Origin of the sequence: Hymenobacter cellulosilyticus, assembly GCF_022919215.1 — a bacterium.
GTDB lineage: Bacteria > Bacteroidota > Bacteroidia > Cytophagales > Hymenobacteraceae > Hymenobacter > Hymenobacter cellulosilyticus.
Genome location: NZ_CP095046.1, coordinates 1,548,110 through 1,562,668, shown reverse-complemented (window position 1 = coordinate 1,562,668; position 14,559 = coordinate 1,548,110). Strand labels below are relative to the sequence as shown.

The 14,559-nt window shown below is 55.5% G+C and carries 14 protein-coding genes and 3 pseudogenes; 10 read left to right on the top strand and 7 right to left on the bottom strand.

What is annotated here, in order from left to right; translation table 11 throughout:
- The first annotated feature begins 46 nt into the window (after nt 1-46).
- The 3 genes and pseudogenes from MUN79_RS07765 to MUN79_RS07755 all read left to right on the top strand — a co-directional run bounded on the left by MUN79_RS07765 (nt 47) and on the right by MUN79_RS07755 (nt 1,889).
- Complete coding sequence (locus MUN79_RS07765) at nt 47-346, top strand: cytochrome b5 domain-containing protein (protein WP_244677149.1); 300 nt, start codon at nt 47-49, stop codon at nt 344-346.
- A gap of 54 nt (nt 347-400) precedes the next feature.
- Nucleotides 401-1,200: pseudogene (murQ, locus tag MUN79_RS07760) on the top strand (N-acetylmuramic acid 6-phosphate etherase).
- A 122-nt stretch (nt 1,201-1,322) separates the two neighbouring features.
- Nucleotides 1,323-1,889, top strand: coding sequence for a hypothetical protein (locus tag MUN79_RS07755; RefSeq protein WP_244677148.1), 567 nt, complete (start codon nt 1,323-1,325; stop codon nt 1,887-1,889).
- Between the two features lie 98 nt (nt 1,890-1,987).
- Here the strand turns inward: MUN79_RS07755 and MUN79_RS07750 are convergent, their stop codons facing one another.
- From MUN79_RS07750 to era, 3 genes are all read right to left on the bottom strand, one after another.
- Nucleotides 1,988-2,266: a hypothetical protein gene (locus MUN79_RS07750; RefSeq protein WP_244677147.1), complete on the bottom strand. Its 279-nt coding sequence runs from the start codon at nt 2,264-2,266 to the stop codon at nt 1,988-1,990.
- Nucleotides 2,267-2,434: 168 nt separating this feature from the next.
- The gene (gene der, locus MUN79_RS07745) at nt 2,435-3,757 is read right to left on the bottom strand and encodes a ribosome biogenesis GTPase Der (protein ID WP_244677146.1); all 1,323 of its coding nucleotides are present in this window, start codon (nt 3,755-3,757) and stop codon (nt 2,435-2,437) included.
- A gap of 168 nt (nt 3,758-3,925) precedes the next feature.
- Nucleotides 3,926-4,825, bottom strand: a complete 900-nt coding sequence (gene era, locus MUN79_RS07740; protein ID WP_244677145.1) for a GTPase Era — start codon at nt 4,823-4,825, stop codon at nt 3,926-3,928.
- 173 nt (nt 4,826-4,998) lie between these two features.
- Between era and hemH the strand changes: the two genes are divergently transcribed.
- Nucleotides 4,999-6,066, top strand: coding sequence for a ferrochelatase (gene hemH, locus MUN79_RS07735; RefSeq protein WP_244677144.1), 1,068 nt, complete (start codon nt 4,999-5,001; stop codon nt 6,064-6,066).
- 75 nt (nt 6,067-6,141) lie between these two features.
- Here the strand turns inward: hemH and MUN79_RS07730 are convergent, their stop codons facing one another.
- The 4 genes from MUN79_RS07730 to glmM form a co-directional block, all read right to left on the bottom strand.
- Complete coding sequence (locus tag MUN79_RS07730) at nt 6,142-6,618, bottom strand: PRC-barrel domain-containing protein (RefSeq protein WP_244677143.1); 477 nt, start codon at nt 6,616-6,618, stop codon at nt 6,142-6,144.
- A gap of 86 nt (nt 6,619-6,704) precedes the next feature.
- On the bottom strand, nt 6,705-7,244 hold the full coding sequence (locus tag MUN79_RS07725; protein WP_244677142.1) for a hypothetical protein: 540 nt from the start codon (nt 7,242-7,244) through the stop codon (nt 6,705-6,707).
- 331 nt (nt 7,245-7,575) lie between these two features.
- On the bottom strand, nt 7,576-8,718 hold the full coding sequence (locus MUN79_RS07720) for a cysteine desulfurase family protein (protein ID WP_244678292.1): 1,143 nt from the start codon (nt 8,716-8,718) through the stop codon (nt 7,576-7,578).
- 155 nt (nt 8,719-8,873) lie between these two features.
- Nucleotides 8,874-10,268 (bottom strand): phosphoglucosamine mutase, encoded by a 1,395-nt coding sequence (gene glmM / locus MUN79_RS07715; RefSeq protein WP_244677141.1) that lies wholly within the window; start codon nt 10,266-10,268, stop codon nt 8,874-8,876.
- Nucleotides 10,269-10,411: 143 nt separating this feature from the next.
- Between glmM and mazG the strand changes: the two are divergent.
- The 6 genes and pseudogenes from mazG (at nt 10,412) to MUN79_RS07680 (ending at nt 14,444) form a co-directional block, all read left to right on the top strand.
- A pseudogene (gene mazG / locus MUN79_RS07710) lies at nt 10,412-11,256 on the top strand (nucleoside triphosphate pyrophosphohydrolase).
- Between the two features lie 285 nt (nt 11,257-11,541).
- Nucleotides 11,542-12,395: pseudogene (locus MUN79_RS07700) on the top strand (MotA/TolQ/ExbB proton channel family protein).
- Nucleotides 12,396-12,463: 68 nt separating this feature from the next.
- Nucleotides 12,464-13,087: an ExbD/TolR family protein gene (locus MUN79_RS07695; protein WP_262923008.1), complete on the top strand. Its 624-nt coding sequence runs from the start codon at nt 12,464-12,466 to the stop codon at nt 13,085-13,087.
- A gap of 13 nt (nt 13,088-13,100) precedes the next feature.
- Nucleotides 13,101-13,622 carry an ExbD/TolR family protein gene (locus MUN79_RS07690; RefSeq protein WP_244677137.1) on the top strand — a complete coding sequence of 174 codons (522 nt, stop codon included), beginning with the start codon at nt 13,101-13,103 and terminating at the stop codon, nt 13,620-13,622.
- On the top strand, nt 13,619-13,966 hold the full coding sequence (locus MUN79_RS07685) for a hypothetical protein (protein WP_244677136.1): 348 nt from the start codon (nt 13,619-13,621) through the stop codon (nt 13,964-13,966). The genes MUN79_RS07690 and MUN79_RS07685 overlap by 4 nt, the downstream gene beginning before the upstream one ends.
- A 16-nt stretch (nt 13,967-13,982) precedes the next feature.
- Nucleotides 13,983-14,444 (top strand): energy transducer TonB, encoded by a 462-nt coding sequence (locus MUN79_RS07680; protein ID WP_244677135.1) that lies wholly within the window; start codon nt 13,983-13,985, stop codon nt 14,442-14,444.
- Nucleotides 14,445-14,559 lie beyond the last annotated feature (115 nt).

Here is a 14,559-nt window from a genome sequence, read left to right as displayed (position 1 = left end):
GTTTTTTGTCCCTGCTTCGCGGCAGTCTTACTTCTCGAGTCAGTTGATGAACACCCCAACACCCGAACCAAACAAGCAGCCAGAAAATAATTCACTTCCCGAATACACGCTGGCTCAATTGGCGTTGCGCAACGGGCAGGACCGGGACGAAATCTGGGTGGGCTACAACGGGCTGATTTACGACGTGACTCGCTCCCGCCTCTGGCGCCGCGGCAACCACTACGAGCACTGGGCTGGGCAGGACCTGACCAAAGAATTACACAAAGACGCGCCCCACACCGAGCACGTCTTCGACAAGTTCCACGCCATCGGCCGCCTCAAAACGCCCACTTCTTCCGTCTCCTAACGTTATAGTGAGTTCAGAGCGAAACTCACCATCTCACCACTTCACCATCTCACCTTGGGTACCACCGAAAGTCCTTCCCAGTTCAATAACCTCGAAACCCTCTCGACGCGCGAATTGCTGGCCGGCATCAACAGCGTGGACCAGACGGTGCCCCAGGTCGTAGCCAAAGCCCTGCCGCAGATTGAGGCCCTGGTGGAGGCAACCGTGGAACGGTTGCAGCGCGGCGGACGGCTATTCTACATCGGAGCCGGCACGAGCGGGCGGCTGGGCATCCTGGACGCCTCCGAGTGCCCGCCCACCTTCGGCGTGCCCCAAGGGCTGGTTATCGGCCTCATTGCCGGCGGCGACACGGCCATTCGCCAGGCCGTAGAAAACGCAGAAGACGACGCCCAGCAAGCCTGGCGCGACCTCACAGCCTACGACATCAACGACAAAGACATGCTCGTGGGCATTGCGGCTTCCGGCCGTACGCCCTACGTCATTGGTGGCATGGCCATTGCCCGGCGCCACGGCATTGCTACTGGCTGCATCGTCTGCAACCCCGACTCTACCATTGCCGCCCTGGCCGATTTTCCGGTCGAAGTTGTGACGGGCCCGAGTTCGTGACGGGCAGCACCCGCATGAAGGCCGGCACAGCCCAGAAGCTGGCGCTCAACATGCTCACCACCGCCACTATGATTCGCCTAGGCCGGGTGAAAGGCAACAAGATGGTCGACATGCAGCTCTCCAATCTCAAGCTCGTAGACCGCGGCGAGAAGATGATTATGGACGAGCTAGGCATCGAGCAGTCCGAAGCCGCAGAGTTGCTCAAGAAGCACGGCTCGGTGCGAGCCGCCATTGAGGCCCACAAGTAATATTCCGGTCCCAAGGGCCCAACGCAATTATGGGCTTAGCGTTAGAATGGGTAGTTGCCCCGGAGCTTTTTTGGCCGGTGGTTGTTACCTCTCTACCCATTCATTCCAACCGCTGCTTGCCCGTGCATACCATCGAGCCTCATTACAACTGGATTGAGCAGTATTCCGCTTCCGAAGACCCTCGCTCCCCGCTTTTCGAAGCCGAAAACAACCTCAACGCCTTCACCAATACCATCTACGGGTACTACATTCATCCCCAGTGGGACAGCCTCGAATCCGACACGCTGTTCCTCAAAATCCTGTTCGTCGATTACGACGAAGGCATTGCCATCATCGAGTTTATCGGGGAGTGGAATGATGCCATCGAAAACGACATCATGAGCCTGAAACGCAACATCATTGATTTGATGGTGCACGAAGGCATCCGCAAGTTTATCCTGGTCGGTGAAAACGTATTTAATTTCCACGGCTCCGACGATTCATACTACGAGGAGTGGTTTGAGGACGTGGAAGACGGCTGGATTGCGGGCATCAACTTTCAGGAGCACGTTATCCGCGAAATGCACCAGTTCAATGTGGATAACTACGTGAACTTCGGTGGACAACTCGACGAAATGCCCTGGCGCACTTACGAGCCCCGACGCCTATTTACTACCGTCGACGGCATCCTGCGTCGCCGCCTTGGTTAATCAGTAAGCCATACAGCCTGTGTGCAATGAGCTATTGCGCAAAAAAAGAGGCTCCCCGGATTGGGGAGCCTCTTTTTTGCCTTATGCAGGCAGAGCAATTACTGCTGGGTCGTGGTAGCGCCGGCAGCGGGAGCAGGCGTAGCCTGGCTAGCACCAGCGTCAGCGGCATCTTCCATTTTGTCAGCCTGGGCTTCGGTAGCGTTTTCTACCGAGTCAGCACCGGCTTCGTTGCCAGCATTCTCCATAGCGTCAGCCTTAGCTTCGCCAGCTTCTTCTACTTGCTCAGCAGCGTTTTCGTTAGCGTTTTCAGTCTTGCTGTCGCACGAAGCGAAGGTGAACGAAGCAGCAGCCAGGGCAAGGAACAGAACCTTTTTCATGGTCAAGGAAATAAAGGGGGTTGTTGAAAAATCAATTCAGAGTACAGAATCCTGCTTCGAGTGCCAGGCAGCTCGTCGCTAGATTCGGGGCTTTATACTCACCTCCCCAGAAGGTAACCCGACAGTAGAAAAAATTATTCTGTTGGCCTGCGCCCCTAATTCTACGGCTTACTTCTTGCGGAAAATGATGCCGATGGGCACGCCCGTGAAGTCGAAATGCTCACGCATACGGTTTTCGAGGTAGCGGGTGTACGAGTCGCTCACGTACTGCGGCAGGTTGCAGAAGAAGGCAAACACTGGGTTGTGCGTGGGCAGTTGAGTCACGTACTTGATGCGCACCATTTTGCCCTTCGTGGACGGCGGCTGATGCTCCTCAATCATGCGCAGCATCACTTCGTTCAGCTGGGAAGTCGGGATTTTCTTGGTTTTGTTCTCGTACACCTGAATGGCCGTTTCAATGGCCTTGTGTACGCGCTGCTTGGTAACAACCGAGGTGAAGATGATAGGTGGATAGGCAATAGGCGCAATCTTTTCCCGGATTTGCTCCTCAATTACCTTGGTTGTGTTCGTCTCCTTATCCTCCACCAGGTCCCACTTATTGACCAGAATCACAATGCCCTTACGGTTCTTGTCGGCCAGGGCAATGATGTTCACGTCCTGGGCCTCAATGCCGCGGGTGGCGTCGAGCATCACGATGCAGACGTCGGACTCTTCCATGGCCCGGATGGAGCGGAGCACGGAGTAGAATTCAATGTCCTCTTTCACCTTGGTTTTGCGACGCAGACCGGCCGTGTCAATCAAAATGAACTCGTTGCCGAAGGCGTTGTAGCGCGTCTTGATGGCGTCGCGGGTGGTGCCGGCAATGTCGGTTACGATGGTCCGCTCCTCGCCCAGCAGCAGGTTTACCAGGCTCGACTTGCCCACGTTGGGACGGCCGACCACGGCAATCTTGGGCAGGTCCGTCTCCGTAACCTCTTCCCACGGATCCTCGAAGTGCGACACCACCGCGTCGAGCAAGTCGCCGGTGCCGGAGCCGCTCTGGGAGGAAATAGTGAAAATGTCGCCGTCGCCGACGCCCAAGGCGTAGAACTCGCCGGCCGCGTGGGCCCGGGCGTTGGTATCGGCCTTGTTGCCGACCAGATAAATCGGCTTTTTGCCCTGGTAGCGGCGCAGTACGTTGGCAAACTCCTCGTCGAGGCCGTGCATACCGGCGTCCACGTCGACCATAAACAGCACGACGTCGGCCTCGTCAATGGCCAGCTTTACTTGGCGGCGGATGCTTTCCTCAAACACGTCGTCGGAGCCGTGCACGTAGCCACCGGTGTCGATAACGGTGAAGTGCTTGCCGATCCACTCGCCGTAGCCATAGTGCCGGTCGCGGGTTACGCCGCTTTGGTTGTCCATAATAGCCTTGCGGTGACCCACGAGGCGGTTGAACAGGGTGGATTTGCCCACGTTGGGGCGGCCCACAATTGCAATAGTATTCTTCATGCGTCTGACTCCAGCCGCCGGCCCGACCAAATTCGGCAGTGCCCGGAGTAGTTAAATGAGTGTGAGGTCGGAGATTCTGAGTAGTGAAATAGTGAGATGGTGAGTTTGATGTTCAAGCTGCGCGGATTTGCGCGAATAGAACGCCAACTCACTATTTCACCATCTCACCTATTGACTGTACCCGAAGCGGTTGAGGGCTTTGGGGTCGGTGCGCCAGTTTTCGTTGACTTTGACGTGGGTTTCGAGAAAGACTTTCTTCTGGAAGAACTTCTCCATTTCCTCCCGGGCCCAGGTGCCCACTTTTTTCAGCGCGTCGCCTTTGTTGCCGATGATGATGCCTTTCTGGCTGGCCCGCTCCACGTAGATGGTGGCCCGGATGCGGATGATATCCTCTTCCTCCTTGAATTCCTCAATGCCGACTTCGCAGCTGTAGGGGACTTCCTTTTTGTAGAGCTTGAAGATTTTCTCCCGAATTATCTCGGCGGCGAAGAAACGCTCCGGCTTGTCGGTGAGTTCATCTTTAGGGTAATACGCTGGGTGCTCGGGCAGGTAGCCCAGAATCAAATCCAGCAATTCGCCGGTACCGAACTTTTCCAGGGCCGAAATAGGCAGCACACGGGCCGCGTTGGGCAGTTGCTCGCGCCAGTAGTCAACCTTGGCTTCCACTTCGGCCTGGTCGGCCTGGTCGATTTTGTTGACTAGCAGCAAAATCGGCGTGTTTACCATTTTGCGCAGACGCTCTACAACCGGCTCCTCGTCGTGCTTTTCGTAGATGTCCGTTACGAACAAGACGACATCAGCATCTTCCAAGGAGCTGTACACGAACGACATCATAGCGTTGTGGAGCTCGTACTTGGGCTGAATGATGCCGGGCGTATCGGAGTAGACGAGCTGAAAGTCTTCGCCGTTGAGGATACCCAGGATGCGGTGGCGCGTAGTCTGGGCCTTGCTCGTGACAATGCTGAGCCGCTCGCCCATCAGGGCGTTCATTAGCGTCGACTTGCCCACGTTGGGTTTGCCGATAATGCTCACAAAGCCAGCGCGGTGCGGTTTAGGTTCGGGATTCACAGGATTTTCTAAATAAGTCTGCAAAGGTACCGCTTTATAGGCAGATGCACATGGTTTAGTCTTAAATCAGACAACCAGCCTTTTAGCTCCTGACTCGACTCTTGCTCTTTTTAGCTGCTACTAGCGGAAAAATACGGGCTTCCTCCCAAACCCTGGAGGCCCTACCTTTGTCTATGACGGACGACCGTTCTTTTTCTATGCCAACTCCCGCCTCTCCGCAGCGCCGTATCGGCGTGCTCCTCGTGAACTTGGGTACGCCCGACTCACCGAAAACGCCTGACGTACGCCGCTACCTCAACGAATTTCTCACCGACGGCCGGGTTATCGATATGCCCGCCGCCGTGCGCTATCCACTCTTTCAGGGCCTTGTAGTACCACTGCGCGCACCTAAGTCAGCCAAGATTTACCAGCAGCTCTGGGATGAGCGGGGCTCTCCCCTCCTCTACCACGGCCTCGACTTGCAGAAGCTGGTGCAGGAAAAGCTCGGCAAAGACTATGTGGTGGCCTTTGGTATGCGCTACCAGAACCCCAGCATCGAAAAGGCCCTGGAAGAGCTGCGCGCCGCGGCCGTCGACCGAATCATTGTGTTGCCTCTGTTTCCGCAGTATGCGGCGGCCAGCACCGGCTCGGTGCAGGAAAAGGTAATGGAGCTGGTGAGTAAGTGGTGGGTAGTGCCCAGCATTTCGTTTATCAGCACCTTCACCGACGATCCGGGCTTTATTGGCACCTTCGTGACCTTGGGCAAGGAGGAAATGGCCAAGCGCAAGTATGACCATGTAGTGTTCAGCTACCACGGCATTCCGGAGCGCCACGTGCTCAAGGGCAGCCACAACAACTATTGTAAGCTGGGCACCTGCTGCAGCAGCTATAATAAGAATAACCGCTACTGCTACCGGGCCCAGTGCTTCGAAACTTCCCGGCAACTAGCAGCCGGCCTGGGCTTAGCACCCGAGCAGTACACCACCACTTTCCAGAGTCGCCTGCAAAGCCGCTTGCGCGACCCGTGGCTGCAGCCTTACACCGACGAAGTGCTCAAGGAGATGCCGGCCAAAGGCATCAAGAACGTATTGGCCTTCAGCCCCGCTTTCGTAGCCGACTGCCTGGAAACGACCATTGAAGTAGGCACCGAATTCCGCGAGATGTTTGAGGAAGCGGGCGGGGAGCACTGGCAGCTGGTACCCAGCCTGAACTCGCACCCGCAATGGGTAGAAGGCGTTGTGAATATGATTCACCGCAACTAGCAGCAGTTGCCTATAGTCTTTACATGCAGAAGGCGGTGACTATGGTCACCGCCTTCTGCTTTTTACTAGCGAATCCTAGCTGCTCCGCCGGCGCAGACCTTCGTTGGCTTCTGGGCGGCGGTTCTGATAGAAGCGCTGCTCGTTGTAAGAGTCCTGGTCGTAAAAGTTGGCGGGGCGGGCTTCGGGCAGAGGCAGCTGCAGGCTGCGCAGCATGGCCTCTTCATACTCCCGGGTAATCTGGATTTCCTCGAAAGGCGGATAGTCCAGCACCGATTCCTTATTCAAAGACGGCACAAACACATTGTCGCCTTCCTCATCCAGGGCAGCCACCCCTACCGGCACCAAAATATGACGCTCGTGGCGGTTCACGTTGAGCGACGAGTCCAGCTCGATGTCGAGGTAGCGCACCTTTAGGGCTTCTTCTTCCACAATCAACTCGTATACGTCGCCAAACTTGTGGCCGTCGCCGCCCCGCACAGCCCAGCCGCGCACGTCGGGGCTGCCGTCGGCTACTTCAAACTCGGTCAGGTCGCGCAGGCGGCGCAGGTGCATGCCTTCGGCGGAGGGTATGGGGAAGTCGGCTCCATGAGTCGGATTGGCAGGTAAGTGAAACAGGAAAACAAGTTGGGCCCGGCGTGCTACGGCGTAGGCTCCTCCAACGTCTGCATAACGCGGGCCGCCTTCGTGAAAAACGACTGTAAAGCGGGCTGGTCGGCGGGTGTGGTGCGCCCCGACAGCGCCCGGGCCTGCTCCCCAAGTTCGGCCACAGGCTTTTCCAGGTCGGGATACGCTTTTTGCTGAATGGCTTGCAGCAATCCGGCCACGGCCACAAAGCCTGGGCGCAGGCTGGCGTTGGGCTCGGAACTGCGGCTGATGGCACTGGTCAGATCATTGCGCCGCTCACTGATGGTTGCGTCCCCGCGCAGGTCGTCACGGTCGGCCAGGGAGCTGAGGGCCGAAGTGAGCATTTGCAGGCCCCGGCGGCCATAGTCGGGACTATCAGCTTCGGCGGTGGCAAAGGTATCCAATTCATCAGCGGTGGCGGGGGCTTCCTCGGTGGCCATATCGGCCACTGAGGCCCCAGTACCGGCATCGGCGGCATCGGCGGGCGGCGGGGTTACCTGGGCAGTATCGTCCGAGGCAGCAGCTACAGGTGCCGGGCTAGTAGTAGCGGGCACAGCCTGCTCAGCCGGTTCATTGGCAGAAGCACGGAACAGAAAATAACCTAATATTCCCAACGCAAGGACCACCAGTAAAACCAGGAGCCAAGGACTCGGAGAAGACTTTTTACGCTGAATATTGATATCGGCCATGGGAGTCAGAAACTACTTTTGCCAGTGAGTACGCAAGGATAGCAAAATAGATAGGCTGGGACTATATAGGAACTACGCTTCAAGCCCTGCTTAATGCTGATTCAAGTAAGGCCTGCCCCACAAACGCAAAGCCCCGATTCGGCTCCGCCAGAAATCTGGCTCAGCTGAATCGGGGCTTGGCAATGGCCGGAAAAGCCTAGGCGGGCACCTTACGGTACATTTTGGCCAGCTGCTCCACGGCGTAATCTACTTCTTCAGCAGTATTATACTTGCTCATCGAAAAGCGGATAGCGCCCCGCTGCGGGTCACAGCCCAGGGCCGTCAGCACGTGCGAGCCGGCATCGGCCCCACTGCTACACGCCGAACCACCCGACACCGATACCCGGCTAATATCCAGGTTGAAGAGCAGCATCTCGCTCATAGCCGAGGGCGGCAAACTCACGCTCAGTACCGTGTAGAGGCTCTGGTCGGCCTGGGCCGAGAGGCCATTGAACTGTACATCCTCAATTTCGGTGGTTAGCCGCGCAATAAACCGGTCTTTCAGGCCCTGGATATGCTCCCGGTGGGAATCCATGTCACGGTAAGCTATTTCCAGCGCTTTAGCCAGACCAATGATTCCGTACACATTCTCGGTGCCGGCCCGCACGTTGCGCTCCTGCGAGCCACCATGAATCAAGGGCGACACGTGCACCTCGGGACGGCGGTAAAGGAAGCCTACTCCTTTCGGGCCGTGAAACTTGTGCGCCGAGCCTACCAGAAAGTGGTTTTTCAACTTCTGCACGTCGTGGCGGTAGTGGCCCATCGTCTGCACCGTATCGGTGTGGAAAATGGCCTGGTGCTGCTGGCAGATGTCGCCAATAGCCACGATGTCGTTCAGGTTGCCGATTTCGTTGTTGGCGTGCATTAAGCTCACAAACGAGCGGCTGTTAGATTTTAGCAGCTCTTCCAGGTGCTCCAAGTCTAGGCGGCCCTGCTCGTCGTGATGCACGTAGCTGAGCGTGATGTCGCCGCTCTTTTCCAAAGCCTGCAGCGTGTGGAGCACAGCGTGGTGTTCCAGTTTGGAGGTAACGGCATGACGCAAGCCCAGCGTGCGGATGCTGCCGAAAGCCGCGTAGTTGTCGCCCTCAGTGCCGCCCGACGTAAAAGAAATTTCGGCCGGCGCAGCATTAATCAGGTGGGCAATGGTCTTACGGGCATTTTCGATGGCGGCCCGCACCTTGCGGCCGTGGCCGTGAATGCTGCTGGGGTTGCCGTAGTGCTCCCGTAGAAAAGGCAGCATGGCGTCCAGAACTTCCGGATCGAGAGGCGTGGTCGCCGCATTGTCAAAATACACGGTCATGGGTGTGGCCGTGGATGCGTGCGAATCGGGGTGGAGAGGCATACGCGCAACTAAGGTGGAGAGGTGGATGGCTACGAGAGAGAATATAGCCACACAAAAATAAAGGATTCCAGCTTGGCAGCCGGAATCCTTTACTAGTTAGGGCAAAAAGGGTCTTAGCTCTTCTGCGAGATAATCTCCTTGATGTCAGCAATAATCTTGTTGGCCAAGTGGTCGGCCGTGGCATTCGAATCCGATTCGGCGTAGATGCGGATAATGGGCTCGGTGTTGGATTTGCGCAAGTGCACCCACTCCTTGTCGAACTCTATTTTCACCCCGTCGATGGTGTTTACCGGCTGTTTGGAGTAGCGCTGCTGCATTTGCACCAGCACCTGGTCGGTATCAATTTCGGGAGTAAGCTCGATCTTGTTTTTGGAGATGAAGTAACCCGGATACGAGGCCCGCAGCCGGGTCATGGTTAGGTTCGACTTGGCCAGGTGGCTCAGGAAAAGCGCAATGCCTACTAGTGAGTCGCGGCCGTAGTGCAGCTCGGGGTAGATAATACCGCCATTGCCTTCGCCGCCGATAACGGCGTTGGTTTCCTTCATCTTGGTCACCACGTTCACCTCGCCCACGGCGGCAGCGGCGTAGCTACCACCGGCCTTCTCGGTCACGTCGCGCAGGGCGCGGGTGCTGCTCAGGTTGCTGACGGTGTTGCCACCTCCGTTCTGTTGCAGCACGTAATCAGCTACGGCTACCAGGGTGTATTCTTCGCCGAACATGCTGCCGTCCTCGTTTACCAAAGCCAGGCGGTCCACGTCGGGGTCTACCACGATGCCCAGGTCATAAGAGCCTTTCTCCAGCACCCGGGCAATGTCGCGCAGGTTTTCGGGCAGGGGCTCGGGGTTGTGGGCAAAGTCGCCGGTAGGCTCACAGAACAGCTTTTCCACTTTCTCCACGCCCAGAGCTTCCAGCAGCATAGGCACCACAATGCCACCGGTGGAGTTTACGCAGTCAATAACGACGCGAAACTTCTTGGCCTTAATGGCTTCCACATCGACCAGCGGCAAAGCCAGAATGGCTTTGATGTGCTTCTTAAAGAAGGTGTTGTCAGTGGAATACTGGCCCAGCTTATTGACCGGAGCAAAGTTGAAGGCTTCATTGTCGCCCAGAGCAAGCACGGCCTGGCCTTCCTCGTCGGAAATGAACTCGCCTTTGTCGTTGAGCAGCTTCAGTGCGTTCCACTGCTTGGGATTGTGCGAGGCCGTCAGGATGATGCCGCCGCCGGCTTTCTTGGCGGGCACGGCTATTTCCACGGTGGGCGTCGTGCTCAGGCCCAGGTCAATAACGTCGATGCCCAGGCCGCGCAGGGTGCCTTCCACCAGCTTGCTGACCATCTCGCCGGAGATGCGCGCATCACGGCCGATGACAATCGTGTTGTTCTGCGTTTTCTCCAGTACCCAGGTGCCAAAAGCAGCTGCATACTTCACTACGTCAATGGGGGTCAGGCCTTCGCCTGCCGCGCCGCCGATGGTGCCTCGGATGCCGGAAATTGATTTGATCAGTGCCACAAGCAATGTTTGTTTTGAAGTGCAAAAGTAGAGAAATGGCCCTGCTTTTCTACGAAAGTATTTCGTAGCGCCCCGTCAGCCGGGTCTGCCTCGTTTCTACATACGTATAGCCCGCCCGGCCTGGGTGCCGTATATTTGACGTAATGGAAACACAACCCTCAATGCCCAACCGGCGCGCCGAACAGCTGGCCGCCTTCGGCCGTCTGCTCGACGTGCTGGACCGCCTGCGGGCCGAATGTCCGTGGGATAAGAAACAAACCATGCAGAGTTTACGTCATCTCACTATTGAGGAGACGTACGAACTCTCCGACGCCATTTTGCGGGATGATCTGGCGGATGTAAAGAAGGAACTTGGGGACGTGATGCTTCACCTCACGTTCTACGCCAAAATAGCTTCCGAGACGGGCCATTTTGATATTGCGGATGTTCTTAACGCCCAGTGTGAGAAACTCATCTTCCGTCACCCCACATCTATGGCGACACCACCGTGAACGATGAGGAAGACGTGAAGCGCAATTGGGAACAGCTGAAATTGCGGGAAAAAGGCAACTCCTCCGTCCTTGGCGGCGTACCGACTTCACTGCCTGCTCTGGTCAAGGCCATGCGAATTCAGGAAAAAGCCCGCGGAGCCGGTTTCGATTGGGAAAAGCCCGAACAGGTCTGGGAGAAAGTGCAGGAAGAGTTAGGAGAATTCGGAGTTGAGTATGCCCACACTAACCCTGAAGAGCGAAATCAGGAACGGGCTGCCGCTGAGTTTGGCGACCTGCTCTTTTCCTTGGTCAACTTTGCCCGGTTCGCGGGCATCAACCCGGAAGAAGCTCTGGAACGAACCAACCGCAAGTTCATTCAGCGCTTCCAATACCTGGAAACGGAAGCGGCCCGGGATGGGCACCGCCTAGCCGATTTGAACCTGGCCCAAATGGACACGTACTGGGAGCAGGCTAAAAAACTGAACTTAAATCAGCAAGAAACCGGAGAGCAGAAATAGCCTTTTTTTAAGGCCCTACCCGTTTTAAAGCGTTTAAACGCATTTTCCATTTGGCAGCACGTAGGTTTTTATTTAGGTTTGCCAAGGATACTCCGAATTCCTAACGGCCCCGCGCACGAGCAGACCCACACTTTCCGTTCTCCGAACGGGCCCAGTGTGCGGGTGAGCGGGGCGCTGCTGTCTTCAGGGTATTCACGTTTAAATTTCTTCACTTTTTCACCTTCAAAGTTCAACCTTTCACCACCAACCCACTAATTCTCCGGAACAATGGAACAAAAGAATGCCATGAATAAAAACGTGCGGCCCACCGCTCCCGCTGCTCCCCAGGGTGAAGCGAAAGGCGGTTCCGCGTTTGCCGCCATCGTGATTCCACTGGCGTTGATCGTATCGATTATCATTTACAAGTTTGTTTTTGGTAGCCCCGGCAACTTCCAGGGCGGCAATCCTGAAAATAACCCCTGCCCGGTAACTACCTCGGCATCATTTACAAGGGTGGTGTTATCGTACCCATCCTGCTGACGCTGTTCTTGCTGGTAATCACCTTCTCGATCGAGCGTTTCCTGACCATTAGCAAGGCTAAAGGCTCGAAGAGCATTGAAGCTTTCATCCGCAACGTGCGTCAGAAGCTGAACGTGAACGACATCACCGGTGCTCTAGCCGCCTGCGACCAGCAGAAAGGCTCGGTAGCTAGCGTGGTAAAAGCTGGCCTGGGCAAATACCAGGAGATGGCCCGTGACCGCAGCCTCGACAAAGACTCGAAAATTGCTGCTATCCAGAAGGAAATCGAAGAGTCGACGGCTCTGGAACTGCCCATGCTGGAAAAGAACCTCGTTATCCTGTCGACCATCGCTTCGGTAGCTACCCTGATCGGTCTGCTCGGTACGGTATTCGGTATGATTAACGCCTTCTCGGCTCTTGCTAACGCCGGTGCTCCTGACGCAGTAGGTCTGGCCAACGGTATTTCGGAAGCTCTGATCAACACGGCTCTGGGTATCTTGACCTCGGCTCTGGCCATCATTGCCTACAACTTCTTCACCAGCAAGATTGACGAGCTGACCTACAGCATCGACGAAGCTGGTTTCAGCATTATCCAGACGTTTGCTTCGCAGCACGGCGAAAAAGAAACTTATACTGCTTAGTCTGCGGTTTACGCACTAAAGCAGCGTTTCTAAACGTTTCTGAATAAAGCTCTCTAACCACGCTCGCAATGCCAAAAGTAAAACCGCATAGAACGTCCCCGTCGTTGGATATGACTCCGATGGTGGACTTGGCATTCCTGCTGGTGACCTTCTTCATGCTCACCACCAAGTTTGCTCCTGAGGAAGCTGTAGTGGTGGATACGCCTTCATCTACTTCCGAAATTCGCCTACCCGAAAGCCACGTTATTACCATTTCGGTGGACAAGGACAAGCGGGTATTTTTCGGGATGGATGATGCCAAACCCAAGCTGGACCTGTTGACCCGGGTAGGTGCTAAGTACGGAGTAAGCTTTTCGGCTGCTCAGGCAAAGACCTTCTCCAACCTGTCGAGCTTTGGCGTACCGGTACAACAGCTTCCCGACTTCCTGAGCCGCGACAACGAGCAGCGCAAAGCCATTAGGCAGCCCGGCATTCCTGCCGACTCCCTGAACAACCAGTTTATCGACTGGGTGGTAGAAGCGCAGGCCGCTAGCCGCAAGGAGTTCGGTAAGCCTGCTTACATCGCTATCAAAGGCGACGGTAACGCAGACGTACCAACCGTGAAGAAAGTCATCCAACTGCTGCAGGATAAGAACATCAACCGTTTCAACCTGATTACTGACTTGGAGTCCAAGCCGGTAGCCGGGAAATAACCGACGCAGAGAAATGGCAGAAATACAACAACAAGCCGACTCCGGTAAAGGAGGTAAGAAGCGGGCTAAGAAAATGTCGACCAAAATCGACATGACACCGATGGTGGACTTAGCCTTCCTGCTCCTCACCTTCTTCATGCTGACGACGACCTTCAGCAAGCCGACCGTGATGCAGCTCAACATGCCCGTGAAGCCGAAGGACAATGATGATCCATCTGTGATCAAAGCTTCGAATGCTTTTACGGTCCTGTTGGGTGAGAACAACAAGATCTATTATTATGATGGCTTGTTGGATGGCACCGTGAAGCCTGAGCTGGTAGCTTCGAGCTACGACGCCAACGGTATCCGCAAAACCTTGCTGCAGCGCCGTCAGGCCAACCCAGAAGTAGTTGTGCTGATCAAGCCCGTTGACAAGTCCAATTACAAGAACATGGTTGACATCCTCGACGAGATGAACATTACCGACCAGAAGAAATACGCTCTGGTTGACATCTCGAAGGCCGACGAAGACCTGATTAAAACTTCTGGACTATGATGGATAACACGCAATTGGCTCAAGCGTCTTTCAACGACATCGTCTTTGAGGGCCGTAATAAAGCCTACGGAGCTTACGTGCTCCGGCGGTTGTACAACAAGCACGTTACCCGAGCTCTTCTCATTGCCGTTGCCCTCTTGGCTCTGATGGTAAGCTTCCCGCTCATTGCGCGGATGTTTGCCAAAGACGAGGTGGTAAAGGACGACAAGATGCTCAAGGTAAATGAGCTGATGGAGGCCCCCCCTTGGATGACACCAAGCCGCCGCCACCGCCACCACCACCCGAGGCACCACCACCACCCCCACCTAAGCTTTCTACCATTAAGTTCACTCCCCCGTTGTTAAAAAGGACGAGGAAGTAGTGAAGGAAGAAAAGATTCCAGATCAGGAAGAACTGGAAGACAAGGTAATTGCTACCGAAACGGTAAAGGGTAACACCGACAACCCCGCTGACCTTACTGGTCTGGGTGAGGAAACCAACAAGGTAGTAGAAGAGGTAGTAGAGAATAAGGTCTACACATATGTAGAACAGATGCCTACTCCTCCCGGTGGTATGGAAGGTTTGCTCTCTTACCTAGGCAAAACCATTAAGTACCCTGCTTTGGCCCTACGCAACCAGGTTGAAGGCAAAGTGTTCATCAGCTTCGTGGTAGGCCCAACGGGTGGTATCACGGATGTGAAAGTAACCAAAGGCATCGGTGCCGGCTGCGACGAAGAAGCAGTTCGCGTTATCAAGGCCATGCCTGCCTGGACGCCTGGTAAGCAGAACGGTCGTCCGGTAAGTGTTTCGTACACGGTTCCGGTAACCTTCGCTATCAAGTAGTACAACTCGTTTCAGCCTCGGCTGCAAACAACAAGAAAAGCCCGGATTGAGCAGCTGCTCAGTTCGGGCTTTTTCGTGTAAAAAGAATTCGGCTTACCGCATACTTTTCTGATAC

What these genes read in the sequence shown, in the direction of transcription:
- MUN79_RS07765 (WP_244677149.1), top strand. Translation starts at nt 47, where the DNA reads ATGAACACCCCAACACCCGAACCAAACAAGCAGCCAGAAAATAATTCA.
- MUN79_RS07750 (WP_244677147.1), bottom strand. Translation starts at nt 2,266, where the DNA reads ATGAAAAAGGTTCTGTTCCTTGCCCTGGCTGCTGCTTCGTTCACCTTC.
- der (WP_244677146.1), bottom strand. Translation starts at nt 3,757, where the DNA reads ATGAAGAATACTATTGCAATTGTGGGCCGCCCCAACGTGGGCAAATCC.
- hemH (WP_244677144.1), top strand. Translation starts at nt 4,999, where the DNA reads ATGACGGACGACCGTTCTTTTTCTATGCCAACTCCCGCCTCTCCGCAG.
- MUN79_RS07730 (WP_244677143.1), bottom strand. Translation starts at nt 6,618, where the DNA reads ATGCACCTGCGCCGCCTGCGCGACCTGACCGAGTTTGAAGTAGCCGAC.
- MUN79_RS07720 (WP_244678292.1), bottom strand. Translation starts at nt 8,718, where the DNA reads ATGACCGTGTATTTTGACAATGCGGCGACCACGCCTCTCGATCCGGAA.
- MUN79_RS07695 (WP_262923008.1), top strand. Translation starts at nt 12,464, where the DNA reads ATGCCAAAAGTAAAACCGCATAGAACGTCCCCGTCGTTGGATATGACT.
- MUN79_RS07690 (WP_244677137.1), top strand. Translation starts at nt 13,101, where the DNA reads ATGGCAGAAATACAACAACAAGCCGACTCCGGTAAAGGAGGTAAGAAG.
- MUN79_RS07685 (WP_244677136.1), top strand. Translation starts at nt 13,619, where the DNA reads ATGATGGATAACACGCAATTGGCTCAAGCGTCTTTCAACGACATCGTC.